The organism is Verrucomicrobiia bacterium, from assembly GCA_023953615.1.
Classification (GTDB): Bacteria; Verrucomicrobiota; Verrucomicrobiia; order Limisphaerales; family JADLHS01; genus JADLHS01.
The window spans coordinates 2,364,074-2,386,583 of sequence record JAMLJH010000001.1 but is presented as its reverse complement, the minus strand read 5'-3'; the positions used below and the strand labels follow the sequence as shown (position 1 = coordinate 2,386,583).

Annotated in this window: 16 protein-coding genes and 1 pseudogene; 6 read left to right on the top strand and 11 right to left on the bottom strand. The window is 56.3% G+C overall.

Annotation, left to right across the window (positions count from 1 at the left end):
• Positions 1 to 172 precede the first annotated feature (172 nt).
• Positions 173 to 2,029 carry a hypothetical protein gene (locus M9920_09985; protein ID MCO5052621.1) on the top strand — a complete coding sequence of 619 codons (1,857 nt, stop codon included), beginning with the start codon at positions 173 to 175 and terminating at the stop codon, positions 2,027 to 2,029.
• A 132-nt stretch (positions 2,030 to 2,161) separates the two neighbouring features.
• On the top strand, positions 2,162 to 3,178 hold the full coding sequence (ruvB, locus tag M9920_09980; GenBank protein MCO5052620.1) for a Holliday junction branch migration DNA helicase RuvB: 1,017 nt from the start codon (positions 2,162 to 2,164) through the stop codon (positions 3,176 to 3,178).
• Positions 3,179 to 4,634: 1,456 nt separating this feature from the next.
• Here the strand turns inward: ruvB and M9920_09975 are convergent.
• Entirely contained in the window at positions 4,635 to 4,946 is a 312-nt protein-coding gene (locus M9920_09975) for a hypothetical protein (GenBank protein ID MCO5052619.1), read from the bottom strand.
• 35 nt (positions 4,947 to 4,981) lie between these two features.
• On the opposite strand from M9920_09975, the gene M9920_09970 reads away from it, so the two are divergent.
• Positions 4,982 to 5,488, top strand: a complete 507-nt coding sequence (locus M9920_09970; GenBank protein ID MCO5052618.1) for a hypothetical protein — start codon at positions 4,982 to 4,984, stop codon at positions 5,486 to 5,488.
• A 275-nt stretch (positions 5,489 to 5,763) separates the two neighbouring features.
• Here the strand turns inward: M9920_09970 and M9920_09965 are convergent, their stop codons facing one another.
• From M9920_09965 to M9920_09930, 8 genes are all read right to left on the bottom strand, one after another.
• Positions 5,764 to 7,614, bottom strand: a complete 1,851-nt coding sequence (locus M9920_09965) for a BatA and WFA domain-containing protein (GenBank protein ID MCO5052617.1) — start codon at positions 7,612 to 7,614, stop codon at positions 5,764 to 5,766.
• Between the two features lie 58 nt (positions 7,615 to 7,672).
• Positions 7,673 to 8,065, bottom strand: a complete 393-nt coding sequence (locus tag M9920_09960) for a four helix bundle protein (GenBank protein MCO5052616.1) — start codon at positions 8,063 to 8,065, stop codon at positions 7,673 to 7,675.
• Between the two features lie 42 nt (positions 8,066 to 8,107).
• A complete protein-coding gene (locus tag M9920_09955) occupies positions 8,108 to 9,085 on the bottom strand; it encodes a DUF58 domain-containing protein (GenBank protein ID MCO5052615.1) in 978 nt (325 codons plus the stop codon).
• A gap of 195 nt (positions 9,086 to 9,280) precedes the next feature.
• The gene (gene tnpA, locus M9920_09950) at positions 9,281 to 9,727 is read right to left on the bottom strand and encodes an IS200/IS605 family transposase (protein MCO5052614.1); all 447 of its coding nucleotides are present in this window, start codon (positions 9,725 to 9,727) and stop codon (positions 9,281 to 9,283) included.
• 669 nt (positions 9,728 to 10,396) lie between these two features.
• Positions 10,397 to 10,912: a hypothetical protein gene (locus M9920_09945; GenBank protein ID MCO5052613.1), complete on the bottom strand. Its 516-nt coding sequence runs from the start codon at positions 10,910 to 10,912 to the stop codon at positions 10,397 to 10,399.
• A complete protein-coding gene (locus M9920_09940) occupies positions 10,909 to 11,616 on the bottom strand; it encodes a DUF5343 domain-containing protein (GenBank protein ID MCO5052612.1) in 708 nt (235 codons plus the stop codon). Before M9920_09940 ends, M9920_09945 begins: the two co-directional genes overlap by 4 nt.
• A gap of 29 nt (positions 11,617 to 11,645) precedes the next feature.
• Positions 11,646 to 12,647 (bottom strand): MoxR family ATPase, encoded by a 1,002-nt coding sequence (locus M9920_09935; protein ID MCO5052611.1) that lies wholly within the window; start codon positions 12,645 to 12,647, stop codon positions 11,646 to 11,648.
• Between the two features lie 143 nt (positions 12,648 to 12,790).
• Complete coding sequence (locus tag M9920_09930; protein MCO5052610.1) at positions 12,791 to 14,662, bottom strand: hypothetical protein; 1,872 nt, start codon at positions 14,660 to 14,662, stop codon at positions 12,791 to 12,793.
• A 463-nt stretch (positions 14,663 to 15,125) separates the two neighbouring features.
• On the opposite strand from M9920_09930, the gene M9920_09925 reads away from it, so the two are divergent.
• The 3 genes and pseudogenes from M9920_09925 (at position 15,126) to M9920_09915 (ending at position 19,033) form a co-directional block, all read left to right on the top strand.
• Entirely contained in the window at positions 15,126 to 17,801 is a 2,676-nt protein-coding gene (locus M9920_09925; protein ID MCO5052609.1) for a hypothetical protein, read from the top strand.
• A gap of 130 nt (positions 17,802 to 17,931) precedes the next feature.
• Positions 17,932 to 18,813 (top strand): prepilin-type N-terminal cleavage/methylation domain-containing protein, encoded by an 882-nt coding sequence (locus M9920_09920; GenBank protein ID MCO5052608.1) that lies wholly within the window; start codon positions 17,932 to 17,934, stop codon positions 18,811 to 18,813.
• A gap of 94 nt (positions 18,814 to 18,907) precedes the next feature.
• Positions 18,908 to 19,033: pseudogene (locus M9920_09915) on the top strand (prepilin-type N-terminal cleavage/methylation domain-containing protein).
• A 951-nt stretch (positions 19,034 to 19,984) separates the two neighbouring features.
• Here the strand turns inward: M9920_09915 and M9920_09910 are convergent.
• Positions 19,985 to 20,761: a glycosyltransferase gene (locus M9920_09910; protein ID MCO5052607.1), complete on the bottom strand. Its 777-nt coding sequence runs from the start codon at positions 20,759 to 20,761 to the stop codon at positions 19,985 to 19,987.
• A 26-nt stretch (positions 20,762 to 20,787) separates the two neighbouring features.
• Positions 20,788 to 22,428 carry an NAD+ synthase gene (locus M9920_09905; protein MCO5052606.1) on the bottom strand — a complete coding sequence of 547 codons (1,641 nt, stop codon included), beginning with the start codon at positions 22,426 to 22,428 and terminating at the stop codon, positions 20,788 to 20,790.
• Positions 22,429 to 22,510: the final 82 nt, after the last annotated feature.

Sequence of the window (22,510 nt, the reverse complement as noted above, 5' to 3'; positions counted from 1 at the left end):
TTCTTTCACCTGCAATTGCGCTTATCCGACAATCGCTCTAGCGTTTGGCTGATTTTATGGTGAATTAACCAAAGCCATGACCGTAAAAAATTCAAAGTTCACCCGGCAACACCTTTGGTTTTGTGTTCGGTACATTCTTTAGTACCTTCGGTTTTCTGAATTTACTCGTATCATGAATAAACCATGCGCCATCGGACTGGGGCTGTGGGCGGGAATCCTCGCCTTGGTTGCAACCCCGGCGGATTTTCAATCAGACTACTTCTCACTAACTCTCGCACGCGACACGCCCGCCTTCGCCAGCCTGATGGTGGATGCGCTTGGGCAGCAGCGCTTCGGCGTCAATCCGCTCATCATGGACACTAACAGCGCGAGCCGCTTCCACTTGGAAACCACCCGCCCCGGCCATTTCATCTATCGCTCTTCAACCGGCCCCGCGGGTTGGCAAATCAACTGTCAGCGACAAGTCATTACGCTCGAATCAGAATTTGTCGCGGAGACACCGGCGCCACCCTTGACGCTCGAGTTCAACCAGAAGCTCAACCACGCCACGCTGCTGGGTCTGATGCCGCCCGGAAAGCAAACCATGCCGCTGCCCTGCGTGCTGCATCTGCCGGGCATGGGTTCGGTGCGGATCACCGGAAATCTCCCCGGATTGGAACTGGATTACGATGCCCGGCGCTTTGTCCCAACCCCGTTCGTACGCATCGCCTTCCCACCAGCGACCGCCGAACAACCCCAAGTAAGTTACCGTCTGGAAATCACGGCAATTTATCCCAACCTTAAAGGCGTTGAAAACAACCCGCGCTACGATGGTTTCCGACGGGACTTTCTGAACATTTTTCAGATCAATCCGCGGTTGCAAATGTTGGCGAATAATTCCGCCAGCGACCCCTGCGCGTTTACCCTTTACGAATATGCGGAAGTCGCCCGCCACGCGCCGCCCTTGGTGTCAAATCTGACCTGTCTGGATCTGGTGCGAATGACACTGGACCGCTATCTGGCCGGCGCGAAAGGCTATGGTCAGGTCAACTACTCGCCAGCCACAACCACCGCAGATATCGTCGGCTGGCAAACCCCCTACGACTCGCTCGATTCCTATCCCTCACTGGTACTGTCCGCGAGTTATTACATCCAGGGCGCAAAGGACCGGAAGTGGGCGCAAGCCAACTATGCCGGCGTCACGCGCTGGGCGCGAACGCTGCTGGCGATGGATCGCGACGATGACGGGCTACTTGAATATCCCGCTTCGGGAAACTACGGCGACCGCCCGGTCTCCGAGCGCCGCCCGGCGAACTGGTGGGATACGATCAACTTCGGCCACCAGGACGCCTACGCCAATGCCCTGGCGTACCGCGCGATCACCCAATGGGCCGACTGCGCGCGCCAACTGGGTCACGACGCCGACGCGGAATGGTTCATCGCGCGCGCCGCCAAATTACGCGCCGCTTATTTGCCGACGTTTTTCAATCCGGCCACCGGCGTACTCGCGGGCTGGCGCAGTGCGGATGGGGCATTGCACGATTACTGGTTCACATTCGTGAGCGGGGTGGCCATTACGTACGGATTGTTGGAGGCAAAAGACGCCAACCCCATCATGGACCGTTTGCTCGATAAAATGAGCGCCGTAGGGTTTACGAATTTCTCGCTCGGTTTGCCCGGCAACCTGGTGCCGGTGCGTAAAGGCGATTACGTCTTTCACAATTCCCCACCCGAGCAATTCGGCGAACCCAAGTTGGAGGATGGCTCGGATGGATTTCAATTCTACGAAAACGGCGGAGCCACCGGGTGCTTTGCCTACTTCACCATCAAAGCGCTCTATCAACTGGGCCGCCGTGCGGATGCCGAGCGCATTCTTTATCCCATGCTCAAAGGTTACGCGCATGGCGAATTCCAAGGCTTCGGGGCCGACGGCAGGTCCCGGGATTGGCGCGATTGGCAGGGCGGCGGCCACGGCTACGAAGGATTATTGGTGGACAACTACCTCGCGCTGCTGGCGGTATTTGATGATCTCCGCGCCTCTCGGGATTAACCGGATCGCAACCAGTTCCATCCGTCACCAGCCCGAGAACTCCGCTGAAGCCTCACGTTTGATGCTTCGCCGCGCCCTCTGGAACGGTTTCCATCTTGCCGGTGCGCAGTCGTTTGCCCATGCTCTCTCGTTATGGCGGAACGGTCCATTTCCACGCTCAACCAGCCCGACGTCGCACTGGAATTAACACTGCGCCCGGCGCTGTTCTCCGATTTTACCGGGCAAAACAAAGTCAAGGAGCGCCTGGAAATCGCCGTCACCGCCGCCCGACAACGCAGCGAAGCGTTGGATCACATCCTCCTCTCAGGGCCGCCCGGCCTCGGCAAAACCACCATCGCCAACATCCTGGCGAAAGCGATGGGCGGAAACCTGAAAGCGACCAGCGGCCCCACCATCGAGAAAGCCGCCGATCTCGCCGGGCTGCTGACCAATCTCGAGGAGGGCGACGTGCTGTTCATTGATGAAATCCATCGCCTGCAAAAAACCATCGAGGAATATCTGTATCCCGCGATGGAGGATTTCAAACTGGACATCATCATTGACCAAGGCCCGAATGCCCGTAGCGTCCGGTTGAATCTGCCGCGCTTCACGCTCATCGGCGCGACCACCCGCAGCGGCTTGCTCAGTGCGCCGTTGCTGACCCGGTTCGGGATGCGTGAACGGTTGGATTATTACGTCGCGGAAGATTTGCAGAAAATCGTCATTCGCTCGGCAAACTTGCTCAATGTGCCGATCGAAGCGGCGGGCGCGCATGAAATCGCCCGACGCAGCCGCGGCACGCCGCGCATCTCCAACAACCTGCTCCGCCGAGTGCGCGATTACGCACAAGTGCGCCACGACGGAAAAATCACGGCGCTCGTTGCCGACAAGGCATTGGCCATGTTGGAGATTGACGAGAACGGTCTCGATGAAATGGACAAGCGCATCCTGGAAGCCATCATCGCCAAGTTTGGCGGCGGCCCGGTGGGCGTCAATTCGCTCGCCGTTGCCGTGGGCGAAGAGCCGGACACCATCGAGGAAGTTTACGAGCCGTATCTCATCATGGAAGGCTATCTAAACCGCACCCCACAAGGCCGCGTGGCGACGGAGTTGAGTTACAAAAAACTCGGTTTGAAAGCAACGAGCAGTAAACAACCGGGGCTGCTGTGAAAGCGGAAGGGAAATTGGGGGATTACCGCCGTCCGCAGCGGTAGCCGTTCGCGCCTTCGCGGATGACATCTGGTTCTAAAGTTAAAGGCCGCCGAGACGTTTCGACTTGGTTCGGTTGGAACTGCGGCGGGACGCCGCAGCTACATTATTGGCCGGGCGCACGCTCATGGCGACGGCGTCGTTATATTGGGAGGGACGACTTCCACGTCGTCCCCAATTGATCGGGGACGCGGTGGAACGCGTCCCTCCCAAGGAAATATCCCCTCACCCCGGCCCTCCATCGCGATGGCGGAGAGGGTGACCGACAGGTCGAGAGCGGGGAAAAGTGTTTAATTCCAAAGTGGCTACAACCGCGAAACACGCGAACAGGAAGACAAGGGAATGATTGGCAGAGGAATGGGGATTGGGGGAGCACCGCCGTCCGCGGCGGTCGTCGTTCGCGTCTCGCGGACGACATCCGATTCTGATACTCCAGTTGCCATACGTCACCTTCGTGGACAGCAAGAAATGCTTGCGGCGCAGCATATCTTTCAATTTTTTTATTGCCCCTGTAACATTCACGGCCATGATTTCGATATATGGACCGCTGTTCGTATATCAATAGTTAGACCTCACCGCATCCACCCTCCCTGTCCTGATACGCTGTCCAAGGATGTTTTACTGCGCAAAATTTCCATCTGTTGAGTTGTTCTTAATATAACAAGGTTAGGCGCGGCCTTGCCCGCCGCTGGCGCGGCGGTCAATGGCCCGCGCCCTTCAAGTAGTCGCATCTGGTTGCAATAGAGCGTGTTGCGCCGAATTTCTTCATGTTTCAAGCCCCGGGCAAGGCGACCGCGCCAAGAGCCAAAACCAGAAACAAACCCACCGCAGGCTTTTAGGGCTTGTTTCGGTTTTAACTCTTTTCGCTGCAACCTTCTCAGTAACAGCACCTTGAGCAGATAGACGCCATTCTGCGCAGGCTGGCCACGCCCTCAGCCTGCGGTAAGGTCTAACCAGGCACTGCAGCGATCAGGCTCTTGAGCGTCCCGGGGGGTGCGCTTGACTTCCTGTCGCCTGTCGCTGAGCTTGGGGACGTTAGACGGCTATGCGACGCGCATGGATAATTGGATTGGTTCTGCTTTCCATTTTGGCCATTCCTATCGTGTCGCTCCGAGTCTCGACCGTTCGGGCCATTTCACACATCGAAGCGTTACAGGGACGCACCGGAGACTTTGCCGAGATTACGAAGACTATTCGCACACGATACAGCCACGTTGATTCCGCAGAGGGCTTGGAGCACGCTCGCAGCACACTTGGGTTACAGACCGTCTCGAATTTGTTGGTCGTGCGCTTCAACGGCGAGGGCTTGCCTTACTTTTACGGCTTTGTAGCGTATGACACGAACAGGTAAGAGATTGTGAGAGCAGTTGTTGATCAGTTATGGTGACGCCGTCTCCTGATAAGCTGATGGGTTAAGTCATTGGGCGGGAACGAGCCTGAGGCCGAGGGCGGTGGCGGTATGGTGCAGGCGGGCGAGCTTCTTGCGCTGCATTCTTTCCTCCTCCTTTTGGAAGACTTCCGGGTTGAAGGCTTCCCGATGTTTGAACAAGTGCCAGAGGATGCGCGCCAATTTGTGCGCCATGGCGGTGATGGCTTTGGGCGTTCCCAGCCGCGCCTTCCAACGCCGGTAGAGGTCGCCAAAATAGTTCTGCGCCTGGTTCAGTCCCTGTGCCGCCAGGCGCAACGCCATGGCCGCCCGGCTTTTCACCTCGCGCGTGGAGGAACTCATGATCTTGCCGCCGGTGATCCGGTTGTCCGGGCGCGGTGGTTCAATTAGACCACGCCATCACCGTGGTGCCGAAATCCGATTACGCCATCATCACCGCGATGGCGGGAGACTTGCGGGTGACGGTGGGCAGCCAGACCCGCGCTTTGACCGACGAGGAACGGCAGGAATTGGTCGCCAAGCACCTTTCCAATTATCTGGCCACGGGCCAGCGGGCTGGCGCACTGGGACCGCTCATGGGCAACAGCCTTTCGGCCAACGGTGACTTGGGATTCCGAGCGGCGATCTGGATGGAAGAAACGACCGATGCCGCCGGCAAGGTGCAACACATCATGCGTAGCACAGTCGAGGGCGTGTCGCCCGACGTGGCCCGGCAGATCAACCAGCAACTGGCCATGCTGATGAGCGGAGCGGTCACGCGCGGGCAGGATATTTCGTTTGAAAGCTACATCCAGCAACGGAGTGGGAATCTGATCAACGGCTTGTACCGGTTGAGCGTCGAGCAGGAGCTGGCCTATAACAAAATGGCAGGGCCTACGCATTAAACATTTTTAAGTTGGTGAGTGCAAACTGTTGAGTGGCACTAGTTTGAGAAAGTGAAATTTAGAGGTTCCCAAACGCGTTCAAATAGGGTTGATACTACGAATGCAAAATGCCGTCAACTTTGCCATTGTGGTGATGCGCACGGTCAGCCTCAATCATCCCCACGCCTGCTCGGAGCAGGCAACCAATCAAATAATCCGGATACACGCGAAGGTCTTCCGCACCTGGCTCCTTCTCAACTGACTGGATTCCGATCTCTTTCATTTTTTTATTCCGCTCACACTGTCCGTCGGTGATACCACCACCACTCGAACAGCAACACCACCAACCCGAGGGCCGCGAGCGTACGCCAGAACTCCCGGTTCGTGCGTTGCGCGGTCGTGGCGGCAACGCGGACGTACTCGCCGAACTTCAATTCCTCGCGCGGATGAATATCGCTCTCGGCAGCATCGAGTAAGTTCGCGCAAAAGGTGACTTCATTCGTGCCCATACGCACCTGATAAACTCCCTGTCTGGCCGTGTCGCCAAAGACAAGTTCATTCGCACCTTCGAGATTGAGCGTGGTGGTTTTGCCGTCAGGGAATTTTACTTCCGCGCGGGTCACTGGTTCGGCCAGTGCGAGGCGAAAGGGATCGCCCGTTTTGACGAGGAGCTGGGATGTTTTGGCGTTGGCCGGATCGAGCCAATCCACGGCGTTGGCCATGAAGATCGGAAACGACACGCGCAACGGCCAGTTGCTCTCCAGCGGATCGAACCCAACCCAAACGAGGCGTTGCCGACCCAGTTCGCCCGCGAGGATGAGCGGCCCCTGCGGCGCTTCGAGAATCGGCGCCGCCCACGGCGACTCCCGTGCGACCAGACTCCGCACGATTTGCACGTTGTCGAATCCGACGTACCGCAACAGCGGATGCGTGGCTTTCCAATCCACGATCACCGGCGCCTCCACCAAACGCGCGGCGGCGATCCAATTGGTGTCGGCGACCTGAAATGCGAGCACGTTGCCCTCGGGCCACGCCGTCGGTGCGACTCCGTCCAGCACCACGAAGCCCAGAGTCGCGTCGGCGACAGCCAGGTCGGTCGCCACGGTAAGTTGGACATTGGGAATGGCGCGCAAGGATTTTTCGAGCAACTGATTTCCGCGCGTGACCAGCACCACTTTCACCGGCTTGGGCAACAGACTGACGATCGCAGCTTCATTGTCGGCGGCCAGATCATCCGGCCCAGTCAGCCGCACGGTAAAAACACCGTCCCGGTTCTGTGCGGCGCGAAAAACCTGCGGCACGGTTTGCCGCCCCGGAACGGTGAGCGGACGGGTTTCCAGCAGGCGGCGCGCACCACTGTCGTTGGCTTGAAAATAAAGTTCCAAATCGGCGCTCATCGGGTTCGACGAAACATTTAACACGCTGGCGTAGATGGCGCGCTGGGTGGCGTCCTCGGGATTCGCGCGCACGTCGAGGGCGGTGATGCCGAGATTGTCCGCGCGTTGGCCAACCTTGTGATAAACCAACGGCAACGCCTTGTTCTCGAACTCGGCAAGTTCCGGCACCGCGCCGTCGCTGAACAGATGAATCTCGGCGTCGTGGCGATCTCGCACGAGCGACTCGGCCATTTTGAGCGCCGGGAGAAGTCGCGTGGGAGTATCCGATGGTTCGCACGCTTGCAGGGCGCGGCGCAGCGCGGCTTTCTCGCTGGTGGCGGACTGCTTGACCTCGGTGTTTGCGCCCACGAGCAGCACCACCATTTGATCGGCGGGCTGAAGGTTATCCACCCACTGAAGCGCTTCGCTGCGGGCTTTCGCGAAACGCGATGGAGATTCATCCGTGGCCTGCATCGAAGCCGAGCCGTCGAGGATGACCACACGCAATTGCGCGGGTTGGGCGGTGGTTTGGAAATAGGGTCGGGTGAGCGCGAGCACAGCCAACGCGAGCAAAAGCAGTTGCAGATAAAGCAGCCAATTCTTGCGCAACTTTTGAAACGGGGCGCTGGCCTGTGTATCGGCGAGAAATTTTTGCCAGAGCAAAGTGCTGGAAACAAGCTTCGTCGTCCGCTTGCGCTTGAGCAGATAGAACACGATCACCACCGGAAGGCTGACGGCGAACGCGAAGGCAAGTGGCGCGAGGAAACTCATGCGCGGCCTCCTGCGAGGATGGAGGATGGAGGATGGAGAATGGATTTCATTCGCAAGGTCAGGCGTGTGATTCAAGCTTCGGGCAAAATGTGTCCGCCCGGCCCATCATCTTGTGGAGCATTGCGCCGATGGATTGCCAGGCTGCATCAAGCTCGCGGTATTTATCGGGATTGAGGTAAGCGCAATCCAGAGCATGATCAAGCCACGCTTGAGTTTCCATCGCTTCGCCAAGCGCCTCGTTTATCTTATTCACGAACGCAGCTTGATAACGTCGCCGCGCCCACCCTTCGGCGATCATGGCACTCACCGCACGGGATGACCGACGGATTTGATCCGTCAACGAATATTTTTCTTCAACCGGAAAAACGCGTGTTGTCTCGAAGACCTTGCGAGCTTCGATTCGCGCAGCTTGATATACCTTCAAGTCTCTAAAACTTTGGATGACTGCCATAAATTTCCATCCTCCATTCTCAATCTTCCATCCTCGCTCCGCCTAGCCCCACACCTCCGATTTCCTTAGCTGTTTCAGCAGCAAATCCTGAAGATCCATGTTCGATGGGGCCATGAAGAAGTTGATGCCCCGGTTCGTGCAATACTCGCGGAGGCGTTGAACGAAATTCTGCACGGTCTGCTGATAAGCCTTCATGCGGTAGCGACCAAACGTGACTTCCTGCTGGCCGCCACTCTCGGAATCCACGAGGCGCAAATCACCAAATGTCGAAGGCGACAATTCTTCCGGCGCGAGAATCTGGACGCAGTTCACTTGAAAGCCACGCCCGACCAATGCGATCAAGCCCGCTTCGTAACCGGCAGGATCGAGAAAATCGCTCAACACAATGGCGAGGCCGGTGTGACGCGCTTCCAATGCGCCGCGCCGCAAGGCTGCATTCAAATCCGCGCCGCCGCCCGCGGTGAGGGCATTAAGGTTGTGGAAAAATTGCATCGAAGACTTCTTTCCACGGACGCTTCGCAATGCGCCACGCGCTGCCAACTCCTCGGATGAATGCGGAGTGCGGAGTGCGGAGTGCGGAACATTTGCGTCCGCCGCGCCGCTTGGTGATTCCGCACCCCGCACTCCGAATTCCGCACCGGGAAAGGGGATGACGCTGACGCGATCAAACCCGCACAACGCCACGTAGCCGATGGCGGCGGCGACCTGACGGGCAAAATCAAATTTGCGTGGTTCACCGAAAGTCATGGATTCACTGGCATCGAGGAAAATGCGCACCGGCAGTTCGCGTTCCTCCTCATAAAGCTTGAGGAACAGGCGATCCAGTCGCCCAAACAGATTCCAATCGAGATAACGAAAATCGTCGCCGGGAACGTAGCTACGATGGTCGGCGAACTCGACGGATTGGCCGCGCGCACGACTGCGGCGCTCGCCCTTGGCGGAACTCTTCGCGCGCCGCGCAGCGAGCAATTGGAATTGCTCCAAGCGGCGGAGAAGTTCGGGGGTGAGCAGTGAAGACATGAGTTTTAACGCAAAGGCGCAACGACGCAAAAAATGGGAGAATGAAGCACTTCGGGAATAGCGGCCTTGTGGTTTTGCCGTGCGCGTTCCAGTTCGCCGGAGGCGAACAACTTGAATAGCCGTGGGTGAAACCCACGGAATAGCGATTGTGAAAATAATCTCGCCCTGAAAGGGCGAAACAAATCGCCTGCGCAATCAAACCAGATATTTTTCATCGAATGTTACCCCATGTTTAATCAGAAATTCACGCAACTCGTCCTTGAATAAAATTTTCTTGTGATGTTCTTCCTGCCCTTTGATGTATTCAATCACCGCGTCTTTGTCACTGTGCGAGACCGTGAATGCGCCGTAACCCTCTTGCCAATGATCGAAGCCGGGGAAAACGTGGTTTTGTTTAATCCAACTGCTGGTGCTGATTTTGATGTCTTTTACCAAATCGGCCAGCGCAATGGTGGGATGAATCTCGGTCAAAACATGGACATGATCTTCCACGCCGCCAATCCGGTAGAGGTGGCAGTCTTTATTTTTCAGAATGCCCCAGGTGTAGCGGAAAAGGTCATCACGTTTGTTGGTGAGGAGCACACGCTCCCGGTTCTTCGTCGAGAAGACGATGTGGTAATAAATTTGGGTGAACGTGGGCATGGCGTTTAGGAGTTTGTAAAAGTGCAACCGTTGCCGGGTTGTTGCGGGCGAACAATTACCGTAAACATTAGATTCGACCGTTCGCCGGAGGCGAACAACATGAATAGCCGTGGGTGCAACCCACGGTAGCGCGGCAAAAAAAGCCGCGGCCCTGAAAGGGCCGAACCAAAGGCCGGTTGGTTGATGACACGTCGGGCGGATGTGAAATATGGGTTTGGATGATTGACGGTGCGACCCCTTTGGGGTCGGATTTGTTTTGCGACGATTTTCCGTGGGTAAAACCCACGGAATGCGATCACAATTATCATCGGCCCTGAAAGGGCCGAACCATGCGGCGATTGATTTATGGCATCTGTGAATTCGACGCGAGTGGTGGGATGAATGATGGTGCGACCCCTTCGGGGTCGGGTTTGTTTTTCGATGGTTTTCCATGGGTTGACACCCACGGAACGGCGACAAGCAAACAATCCCGCCCTGAAAGGGCGGAATAATGCGTTGTTCGACCCTTTCAGGGTCGAATTTGATTTTGGAACATTGTTCCGTGGGTTGGCACCCACGGCTATTCACGTTCATCCGCTTCGCGGATGGGGGAAGGCACGCGCGCCACGCCGCGAGCAATTGAAATTGCTCCAGCCAGCGCAGAAGTTCAGGAGTGAGGAGTGCGCTCATTTATTTCAATTTGGCGAGAAATAACAACTCCTGCACGACAACTCTCAAATCTGTTATGACCTTGTCGATGTCTTCGCGATGCGCGACAAACCGTCTGCTGTGAGCGGACTTGTCGCCAACATCTTTGAGCCGAGGTAATGCCTGCTTTGTATTTCGGCCAAGATTCCAACTGGTCTCAGAAATCGTCAGAGGAATCAGGTCGCTCAAAAAGAAAAAATCACCTTTTGAATTTTTGATTTTATGAGCGATGGAGTGCGCCTCGAAGGTTTCAATAATCAGAGTTTCAACGAGCCGTCGAATCATGACCGCACAAGCGTCATGCCAGCCACGCTCGTAGGCTCCATTGATCTGATGAACGATTTGCTCAATGTAGCCTCGCGTGCTTTTGACCATCGCAAAATAAACTACTTTGTCCGACTTGGCAGCCGCTCCCGCAGAAGAGGGGCGATGCTCTTGATCACAATCCTTCTGCAGGGCCTTAGCAAGGGCCAAAGCTGAGTGCCTTAGTTCGCTCATTCACTGGATTCTTGGGTGTGCTGCACACCCTTTAGATGCTTGGCCATACTAGCGAAAATTCTATCAATTTGTTCTGCCGATGCATCCGAAGCGATATGAACTTGGACGTCAATGTGCAGTGAAGGTGACGAGGAAGTGGAAGGATGTAGATGCGCTCCGCCCGATCCATCATGAACTCCCTTCTGTTTAACTGCCGGCGCTTTTACTTTTTGCGGCTTTGCTACGGGATCACTCTTTCTGCCTTCTTTCGAGTTTGCCTTGGCTGCCTCTTTCGCCTTGCTGAAGTCTGCCTCGCAAAGCAGAACGTAAAAGGACGCAAACATTTTGGCGGCGGGCGCTCCGACCCCCGAGTGGTTCATGAACCAGCGTTCGATTCCCTCTGTTACCTCGGTAGGGGAATGAAACGCCTCAAGAAGCTCTTTCGGATAAACGCTGTTACGAATTGTTTCGCAGACCTTGGGATACTGTTGGTCGTCGCGCCACTGTTTCGCCAACTCAGTTGGCTTTCCCTCCGCGGTGACAATACCCACTAACTTCAAAGGCGTTAGAACATTCGCACGCGCTGAATCCTGCGTCATGTTAAGCACCGAAGCGACGTAATTGTCAGTGACGGTGGTCGGAATCGTTTGTTTAAATTTATCCCTTAACGCCCACCAGTTTTTCGTTGGCATTTTCGGGAACGAAGTCTTCTTCTCGTCGGCCATATGTTTTTATTGGTTATGTTTGTTTAGGATTAAGCGTTCACCGCCTCCGCCGTCACCGGCACGTCTCGCAAAATCTGCGCGATGACGTGGTCGGTGGTGATGCCTTCGGCTTCGGCTTCGAAATTCGGGATGAGGCGGTGGCGCAACGCGGACAGCGCGGCGGTCTGGATGTCCTCGAAGCTGACGTTGAAGCGGCCTTGCGTGAGCGCGCGGACTTTGCCGGCCAGAATGAGCGTTTGCGCGCCGCGCGGACTGCTGCCGAAGCGGAGATATTGATTCGCAATCGACGCCGCGGTGTCGGTTTTGGGATGCGTGGCCAGCACGAGGCGTACGGCGTAATCCTTCACATGCGACGCGACCGGCACTTCGCGGACGAGCTTCATCAGTTTCAATAAATTTTCGCGGGTCAAAACCTTGTTCACTTCGGCACGGGCGCCAGCAGTGGTGCGGTTGATGACTTCGTTCAAATCCGCCGCGCTCGGATAGCCGACGAGGATTTTGAAGAAGAAGCGATCCAGTTGCGCTTCGGGCAGCGGATACGTGCCTTCCTGGTCAATCGGGTTTTGCGTGGCCATGACAAAGAAGGGTTCGCTGAGTTTGCGGAGTTCGCCGCCGGCAGTGACTTGTTTTTCCTGCATGGCTTCGAGCATGGCGCTTTGCGTCTTGGGCGTGGCGCGATTGATTTCGTCGGCAAGAATCAGGTGCGCGAAAATGGGGCCGCGTTGAAACTGAAACTCGCGCCGCCCGGAATCGCTTTCCATGACCAGATTTGTGCCGAGGATATCCGCCGGCATGAGGTCGGGCGTGAATTGGATGCGATTAAAACCAAGATCGAGCACCTCGCTCAGCGTCCGGATCAGCAGGGTCTTGCCAAGACCGGGCACCCCTTCCAAAAGCACATGGCCGCCCGCAAACAGCGCGATCAAGGTGTGCGCGACGATCTCGTCATGACCGACGATGACTTTGGCGATCTCACCACGCAGCGCGGCATAGGTGGTGCGAAAAGATTGGATTTGCGATTCAGTGCTCATGGGTTGATAAATGGATCTCGTTAAATCGTTACAAAGTTAAAATGTTACATCGTTAGAACGACTTCGCGGCAGAATGCGTCACGTGGCAACCATGTAACGATTTAACGTTTTGACATTTTCACTTTGTCACGCCGCAACTCCGCCTACTGCTTCAAATCATCAAAATAGTCCCGCACCGCGTTACGGTAGGCGCGGGGAATTTTTTCCTGGCTCAAAGCCGCTTGCGCCTCAGTTTGAGCGGCGGTTGCCGCTTCCTCGTATTGCACCCGGCTCTGACCTTTGATGCTCACGCCTTTCAAAGTGATGCTCGGCATGGGCGCGCCCGGCGAGATTTGGCCCTTGATCTTGGTTGGCTCAAAGTCGCCGGCCAACGCCTCGGGCGGACGATCCGCCAAGCCCGATTCCGTTGACGAGCTGCCGGCACCTTTGCCGCCCGCATCGGCAAACCAATTGAAGCTCATTCCGCGCGACTGGCATTGCCCCCAGCCTAGGCCCATGCTGATGGATTGCGAGGCGTGATCCAAATTATCCAAGCCCGCCAACAATGACTGGGCGTCACCCAATTGCTGGAGCAAATCTTTCAGTTCCTGCGCGGCGGCGGCGAGGGATTGCGCGCCTTTGCCCTGATCACCCTGTTGCATTTGTTCCATGGCTTGTTTCAACAAATCCGCGATCTGGTCTCCATATTCACCGGCGGGCGATTGCGCCTTGGTAAGTTCCTCCAACATCGCGCGCATTTCCTCCGGACTCAGATTGGCCGCCTGCAATTTTTCCGCCAACTTTTCCAGCGTGTCGGCAGCGGCTTCCACCTGGCCCTGCTGGAGTTGCTCAGCCAAATCCCGGCCCAACTTTTCCGCCTGCGCCTGGAGGGATTCCAACTTGTCCTTGAGCGCCCGCAACTTGTCCAAATCCGTCAATGCCGCCGTGATGTCTTTGAGGAACTGATCGGGATTTGCCGCCGCCAGTGCCGCGATGGCGTCATCGAGTTGCGGCAAACTGAGGCCGGCCTGCAGCGCCGATTGCGAAAAGGCATTCAGCGCGTTCGATAATTGCTGCCGGGCCGCGGCAGCCGAAGCTCCGGTTTGCTGCGCATAGGACTGCGCCAATTGCTGAATCTGTTCCAACTGCTTCTGCAAGTCCTCCAAGGCTTCCGGATCTTCCGCCTGGGCCGCCAACTGTTTTTGCAATGCTTCGATCCGCTTTTGCAGGTCCTCGGCAGGACGACCGCTGCGCGCCGCGGACGTCATTTTTTGCAAGGCGGGATTCTTGCCGAGACCGCTCAGACTCTCCTGTAATCGGCTTGTGGCGCTCGCCACTTCTTTCAGGGCCTCGCCGCGCGTCAGCGAAACGCGTTCCAGTTTCGTGCCCAGTTCGGTCAGAGCCTCCAGCGATTTGCGGGTCGAATCCAGAACGGGCGGATGTTGCGCCAATTCCTGTTTCGTCAGTTCCAACATGCGTGCGCCAGCTTCCTGAATGACTTTGGTGTCGGCTTGACGACGCTGATGCGCCGACGAGCGATATTCCGGTATAAAGCCCAATCCCACTGCCACCACCAACACCCCCAAAGCCCAGCGTGCCACTTTAGGGAAACGCACCGGCACCAGCTTTTTGGACTCAATTTTCGCCACCTGACCCAAAGCGTCTTGCAAAACCAAATCCCGCCACGAACCGGCATCGGCGTTTGCGGCCAACTCCAAAGCGGTGCTCAAACGCTCGCGTAGCCGCAGTTGCACATCCACCCAACGGGCGGTTTCCGCAAGCTCCGGGCGACGCCAACCGCCCACAATAAATCCGATTACCGCGCAAGCGATCCCCAATGCGCCCGTCCACCAAAGGACCACTGTGGGAATCGGCATCAGCTTGAACAACGCCAGGCTCAAACCCCAGACCGACGCGCCGAGCAATCCGCCACGCCAGAAGCCGTGCCAGGCACGGCCCCGGCGGCGGCGGCGTGCCACTCGCCGCAGGGCTGCTTGGATTTGACTCAATTCACTCACGCTGGTTGGCCTCAGCATGGTTCAAAATTCATTTTTAGCCAGATAAAAAGTATCCTGATCTGTCGGCGCAGCCTCAACACTCGATCCCGATTTTTGGAGTTTCATTGGAACTCAAACCTCCGACGGATATGCCGACTGCGAAATAACCAACCGACCTTACCGGCGGCGATGATTTCCATTTCGCAATCATTCTCGCGGTGTGGACCAGGTCACAAATGGGGTCGGAGCGGTCCTTCGCTCACCCGTGGGTAAGGGGGGACAGTAATTGTCCCCCAAATTGATTGGCGTTCCGGAGGTTTTAGGATTGAGCGTTGGTGGGTGGATTGTTTAGGTTTCATTATTCGCATCATGGATAAGCGCGACGGTTCTTGGAGTTTAGCTGGTAGAGCGATCGGGCGGTTTGCACCGACATCACTGATAGTGCTGCCGCGAACCATGATCTGATTTACAGTTGAAGAAATAACCACATCTGGAAAAAACTATGAAAAGTACACCCTACATGAAATCACTAGTCAAAGTGCTGAGTGCAGGAACGATCATGGCCACGGCGGTCAGCGCCTGGGGACAAAATGTCGTTTTCAGCGAGGATTTTGAAATCGATCACCGGCTAGACGACACCTACGTCACCAACACGGTGGGCGGCGTGAATCTCGCTGATCTGTTTTACGATTATAGTGCCCTCGGAATACCATTGGCGCCCAACTCGACCGGAAGCGACACCCACGGATTGAAGCTGGGGGCAAACTTGGACGCAACTGTGCAACAGTTTCCCAGCGGCGTCAGCGTGTCGCCCCTGGGGTTTTCCATCACGGAAAACTTCGAGATGCGGTTTGACATGTGGATGAATTTCAACGGGCCGGCCCCGGGTGGTGGTAATGGTTCCACGATTGTCGGCGGAGCTGGTTACGGCACGGCGGGAACATCCGCTCAGGTTGCCGGCATCGCCGATAGTGTATTTATTGGCGCCACAGTGGACGGAGGTTCCTCCGCGGACTACCGGGTTTATGCGCCAGCTCACGCGGTCAGTTACCAAGACGCCGATCACATCATCGCGGACGACCCCAGCTCGCCACTCGTTTACTTCTGCGGCTCACGCAATAATACGGGCGGCGGGAATTATTACGTCACAAATTTCCCCGGACAGCCCGTTCCGGCGGAGCAAACGGCGTTGTATCCGCAACAGACCGGTACTGCCGCCGACGGCTCTTTGGCCTTCAAATGGCACGAAGTTTCTCTCAAAAAGGTGGCCAACATCATCACCTATTCGGTGGATGGGGTTTTGATTGCCACGGCCGATACCACCGACGCCGGAACACTGGGCGGGGGCAACATCTTATTCAATGCCTACGATATCAACACGACCGCCTCCACCGATCCCAACGCGGCGGCCCTGCAATTTGTATTGATTGATAATGTGCGCGTCACGGAATACACAAACGTGGTTTCCGTCACGGCAAGCGCTCCCAACGCCTCGGAAGCGGGGCCAACGCCAGGAACCTTCACGATCACCCGTAGCGCTGCCGGTTCCGCGTTGACGGTGTTCTACACGATGAGTGGTTCGGCGCAGAATGGCGTTGATTACCAAACCCTGTCGGGCTCGGCAACCTTCCCGGCGAACGATTTCAGTGTTGATGTCACCGTGGTGCCGATTGATGATGCCATTCCCGAAGTAACCGAAACGGTGATCCTCTCGATCACTCCGGACATCAGTTACGTGGGAGCCGGCAGCGCCACCATAACCATTGCGGACAATGAAACGCCGGTGTTGACCATCACCAATATTTCCACGCAGATGTACGAACGTACCAATGACTTTGCCGCCTTTCGAATCACCCGGCTGGGCGACTTAACGACAGCATTTCAGGTTAACTTTTCCTATTCAGGAACGGCTGCCAACAACACGGACTTTTACGCCAACGACCCCGGGTCATACCCGATCTGGTTCAATTCCGGCGAACAGAGCGTCACCAACACCATCTACCCAATCGAAGACACGCTGTACGAAGGCAATGAAACCGCGACGATGGTTATCGCTCCCGCCAGTGGCAATGAATACGCCGTTGGCACGCCCGGTTCGGCTTCCATCACGATCATTGATGCCAATGTTCCCGCCGAGACGGTATTGTTCGCCGACAACTTCAACAATGATTCCTCGGCGAACTGGACCATTCTTAACGTGGCCGCCAATGACACACCGGACTCCAATCCGGCGACGTTCGCGTTTGACTACAGCCAATACAACATTCCCACGGCCCCGCATGGAAGCGATACCCTGGGTCTATTTATGACGGTCAATAAAGAAGGAGGCGCTTCCGCCGCCGCCGTAAACCTCTATCCAAACGGCAAGACCTTCAGTGGCAATTACGCCCTGCGTTTTGACATGCTGCTCAATTGGATCACCGGTGCGTCCGCCACCGAATACGCGTTGTTCGGCCTCAACCATTCCGGCACGAAAGCCAATTGGTTCAACAACGGCAGCGGCGGCACCCCTGGCGCCACTTATGACGGAATCTTTTGCGCCATTGAAGCGGACGGTGGAGGACTGGGCGCAGGCAACATCGCTTTGGGCGGAGATTTCGCCCTCTATAGCGCACCAACCACAGCGGGGAATGTTCCCACTCGATTGGGCGGGGTGGTCGGCACCACTTCAGATGTTTTGAAGGACGTTTTCAAGTCGCCGCCTTATGGAATTGCCGGCGTGCCTTCCAGCCGCCAGGGCGAGTTGGGAGCAACCACCTGGGCGGATGTGGAACTGAGCCAGATTGGAAATGTCATCACGCTACGAGTCAATAACACTCCAATCCTGAGTTATAACAACACCAACGAGTTCACCAGTGGCAACATCATGATCGGTTACACCGATCCGTATAGTTCGGTCGGCAGCAGCCAGTCGTTCGTTCTCATTGACAACCTGCGAGTGGTGCGCCTCCAGGGGATCACCATCGCCACCGTCACCGATCTGGGCAGCGAATTGCAACTGGACTTCACCTTCGATCTCGCGGACGCCCCCAGCGCGTTTGAAGTCTTGCGCGGAACTGCCGCCACCGACATCACCAGCCCGGCCAATGCCACGATCACCGAACTGAGTCCCGGATCCTACCGGGCGGTGGTGGCCAAGGTTGGCGACCAGCAGTTTTATCGGGTGCGTCACCTTTAAACGGTTTCCACCAGTGATGGAGGACTAACCGCAGAGGCATCCACGCCGAGTGGATGCCTCTTTTTCTGAATCGCCAAGGCAAACAAAGCCTTTTGCAAAAGTGAACATTGAGCAGAATCTTGTGTTGCGTATGAAAACAAATCCGAATCCGCTGATCCGCCGCCGCGGCTCAATTCGCGAGGGGTTTACCCTGATTGAATTGTTGGTGGTCATTGCCATCATTGCCATTCTGGCGGCCATGTTGCTGCCCGCGCTCAGTCGGGCAAAAATCAAAGCACAAAAAATCTATTGCCTGAACAACGAAAAACAGATGGGCCTCGGCAGCCAGATGTATGCGGATGACGATGATAAGGGCGCATTGACGGGTGCAGCTAATTACGCGGACGACGATCTAAATTGGTTGTATCCGGGATATTTATCGAACCTGCGCAGCTTTATGTGTCCGTCCACTCGTAATAACGTGACGAACGATTTCGTGACGATGTTTCCGAATGACACCGGCCCGTATGCCCCGAATGTTTCCGGAGTGCGGCTCTACACGGATCGCATGCATGGCAACACCCGTTACGTGCGCAGTTTGCTGGAAAACGGACACGGCAAGCTGGACCCCTACGGCCACAGCTATGAAGTTTCTGGTTACTTCTGTGGCGCAAACGGAACCACCGTCAATCCGAAGACCAATGTGCGGAAAACCCAAAGCTCCGTTGCTTCCCATGTGTACGCCACGCCGCAAGCCGGTACTAAGTACAATTATTACCAGCAGGGACGGCACGCCAGTCCATCCGAGGTTTGGATCATTTACGACGAGGATGACGCAGGAAAGCTTGGGGATGTTGACAAGGGAGCCGGTCGTCCCAACGAGGATTTCCCGGACCCCGGCGACAATCATGGAGCCGAAGGCGGCAACGTCGTTTTCGGTGATGGTCATGCCGAATGGGTTCCAAGCAAAAGGTATGTTGGCAGTTTTATTCTGGGCACGGACGAAGCCCACCCTTTGGCACTGACCCGCTGAATAGCAATTGAGCAATGAAGAAACGGAGGACGCCATCCACCTTGACGGATAACCGTTTTGACCTCATCCATTATTAACCGCTAGAGATATGCGAATGAATCCAGCGCACACGAAATTATTAAACGGCGCGAAAAGGCAAAGTCTCCCCGGCTTTACACTGATCGAGTTGCTGGTGGTGATTGCCATCATCGCCATCCTGGCCGCCATGTTGTTACCCGCGCTGAGCAAGGCGAAATCCAAAGCTGAAGGGATCGGTTGCTTAAATAATCTCAAGCAACTCCAACTGGCTTGGTATCTTTATGCGGGGGACAGCAGTGATAGTGTGGTGACCAATCTCGGTGCAAGCAGTCTGTCCGGCGATCTGCGCGGATGGGTCACGGGTTGGTTGGATTGGGGGTCGGGAACGCCAATGGGCGCCAATACCAATGATCAATACCTCAAGGACGGCGCATTGGGACCCTATACCGCGCGCAATGTAGGCGTCTATCATTGTCCCGCCGACAAGATTCCCAGCGCGGTCGGACGGCGCAACCGCAGTCTTTCCATGAATGGATTCGTCGGAGATTACGACCGCACGATGTGGACTGCATACGGCCAATCTACCTATCAGTTATTCCTTAAATTATCCCAGTTCACCCGTCCGGGCCCCGCCATGACCTGGGTGTTTATTGACGAACACCCGGATAGCATCAATGACGGTTTCTTCGGCATGCGGATGCCGGCAGCAAACATTTGGCCGAATGGATTTACGGTCTGGGACGATGTGCCCGCCTCGTATCACAACGGCGCCGGGGGACTATCGTTTGCGGACGGACATGCGGAGATTAAGAAATGGATGGATGCCGGCACCAAACAACCCATAAGAATGCTCAATCCCAGCCTTGGCACCGGAAAAACTTCCACCCGGGATAATAACTGGATGGTTCAACGCACTAGCGCTCCACGCTGAGATTCCGGGTCGAAGATCACGCCTCCGCGTGATACGTTTTTGCCGATGGCCATGCTGAATGGATGAAGCAGGTAAACTACGTCCGCAGTTTTATTTTAGGCACTGATGAGTCTCATGCGCTGGCGGCATCGAAATGAGTCACATTCCCTTCCAGGCCTGACGGACGGTTAATACACGACATTCGCCGGGCGCGTCATCCTCCTGCCTCAACCGAGTTGCGGTTCAAGAACCGAACGGCGGCCAACCGCGCAGCAGGATCCGGCGACCTTGAAATACGCGGGTCAGAACGCTCAACAACCACTTTCGTCCCAACCAACCGTACCCCAGTTGCTTTAAGTATTTACGTTGGACTTGCAGCCGTTCCGCCCGGCGGCGCGTGTGCAAAATCGTGCTGGTATTTTGTCCATGCCAACGGAATTCCGCCAACACTTCAGGCAGGTATTCGAAGCGATAACCGGCCAGCGCCAAGCGCACGTAGTATTCAAAATCCATGCAAACCTTGTAATCCAAATCCAGCAATTGGCCGTCGGTAATGATTCGGCGTTTGAGGAAAGTGGACGTGGAAGCAATATAGCAACCGTAGAATAGCAGCACGCCAAAGTGAAAGCGATGGTCTCGTTTGCGACGGATGGGTTGCCGGGCCTGGTCCACGAAAAGGCAATCGCCGTAAATAATGTCCGCCGTTGGATGCCGATTGGCGACAGCGGCCACTTTCGCCAGCGCCCCGGGCAGCAAATAATCATCCGTGTTGAGCCACATCACCCAATCACCAGTGGCTTTGCGAAAGCCGCGATTGATGCCATCGCTCATGCCTTGATCCGGCTCGGAAACCCATTTCAGATGCGCATGGGCGCGCAGGACGTCCAAGGTTTCGTCCGTGGAGCCCGCATCAATAACCAGATGTTCCCAGCTCACTCCGGTCTGCGCCTTCACGCTCTCAATGCAGTCAGGTAGGTACCGGCCTTGGTTGTAACTCGGGGTAACGATGGAAAACTTCACGGCGAAATCAGGCGCGCTTCGGGTGCTCAAATGGGACTTCGAAAGCGTTGGGCAATGGGCACGCACCGCCTCGAGCCAAAAGGCCGCGCCGATACCTGCAAACCGGGAGGCGCTTGGCGACGCTTGTACTCACTCTGCGCCACCTTGCGGATGATTTCCTCAACCAACGCCGGGGAAAAACCGCGGGCAATGATTTCTTTCACACTCAAATTTTCCTCCACGTAGCTTCGCAGCAGAGCATCCAGCACCTCATAAGGCGGAAGCGAATCTTGATCTTTCTGGTTGGGGCGCAGCTCGGCGCTGGGCGGTTTGGCTATGGTCGCCGCTGGAATCACTTCGCGGTCGCGATTGATCCAGCGCGAGATGGCGTAAACCTCGGTTTTGTAAACGTCCGCCAGCGCCGCCAAGGCGCCGCAAGTGTCGCCGTATAATGTGCAATACCCAACCGCTGACTCGGATTTATTGCCGGTATTCAATACCATGGCGCCAAACTTATTGGCCAGCGCCATCAAGGTTACGCCCCGCAACCGGGCCTGAATGTTTTCCTCGGCTTCGTTGGGTTGCGTTCCCGCAAACCACTGTTCCAACTGCTTTTCCACCGCCGCCACTCCCGGCTTGATGGGCGCCACCTCATACCGAATGCCGAGATTTTTCGCCAGCGCGGCGGCATCGGTCAAACTGCCGGAGCTTGAATGACGGGCCGGCAAGGAAACTCCCATGACTTGATCGGCGCCAAGCGCCTCGACCGCCAATACCGCCACCAAGGCAGAATCAATACCGCCAGACAAGCCAATGATTGCGGATTTGAACCCACACTTATGAACGTAATCCCGAATGCCCAACGCCAGCGCGCGAAACAACTGTTCTTCCCGGGCCGGCCAGTGGACGTTGATTGACGGCGCTTCATCCAATTCGACGATCAAAACGTCTTCTGCAAAAGCCGCGCCGCGCGCGATCAGCTCGCCCGCACGGTTAAATGCCATGCTCTGCCCGTCAAAAATGCTTCCGTCATTCCCACCAACGAGATTCGCTTGAACCACCGGCACCCGATTATTCCGCGCCACCCGCTGCAAGAATTCGAAGCGCTTCCGCTCCTCCCCCACATGCCAGGGAAAGGCCGCGAGACTCAAAATCACCTCCGCCCCCTGAGCGACTAACTCGCGGACGCGATCCGGAGCCGGTGATTGCTCGTTTGCCTCCCCGTCTGCCGGGTTCGCATCGTCGCCAATGGTGATTCCGATCTTGCGCCCATTAAATGCAAACGGGCGCGTTGATTGGGCGGGGTGAAAATATCGGCTCTCATTCATCGCGCCGCGCTCAGAGAGTATGGTTTTATTTTGCTGCCCGACGATTTTACCGTGCTGCAAAATGACGGCGGCATTGGCGAGGGTTGCTCCGGATTTACTGGCACTGGAAGTTACGCACCCGACACACAACGGAACGGGACCGACAACTTGGGCGGTTTCATTTAACGCCGCCAGACCAGCCTCGATAAAATCTTCCTGGAGCAACAAATCATGCGGCGTGCTGCCGTTAAGGAACAGTTCCGGCGTCAAGACTAACTCCGCTCCTGCCGCCACGGCACGTTCGTACCCGGCGATGAGTTTACGGCGGTTGGCCGGATAATCCCCGACGGTGGAGTTGAGTTGCAGCACACCAATTTTCATCCGTCCCAAAGTAACGATTGTCAGCCTCTGCGCAATGAGTTTGAAAAGGACTTATTCAGCCTGCTCCCATGGTAGCGCTCCT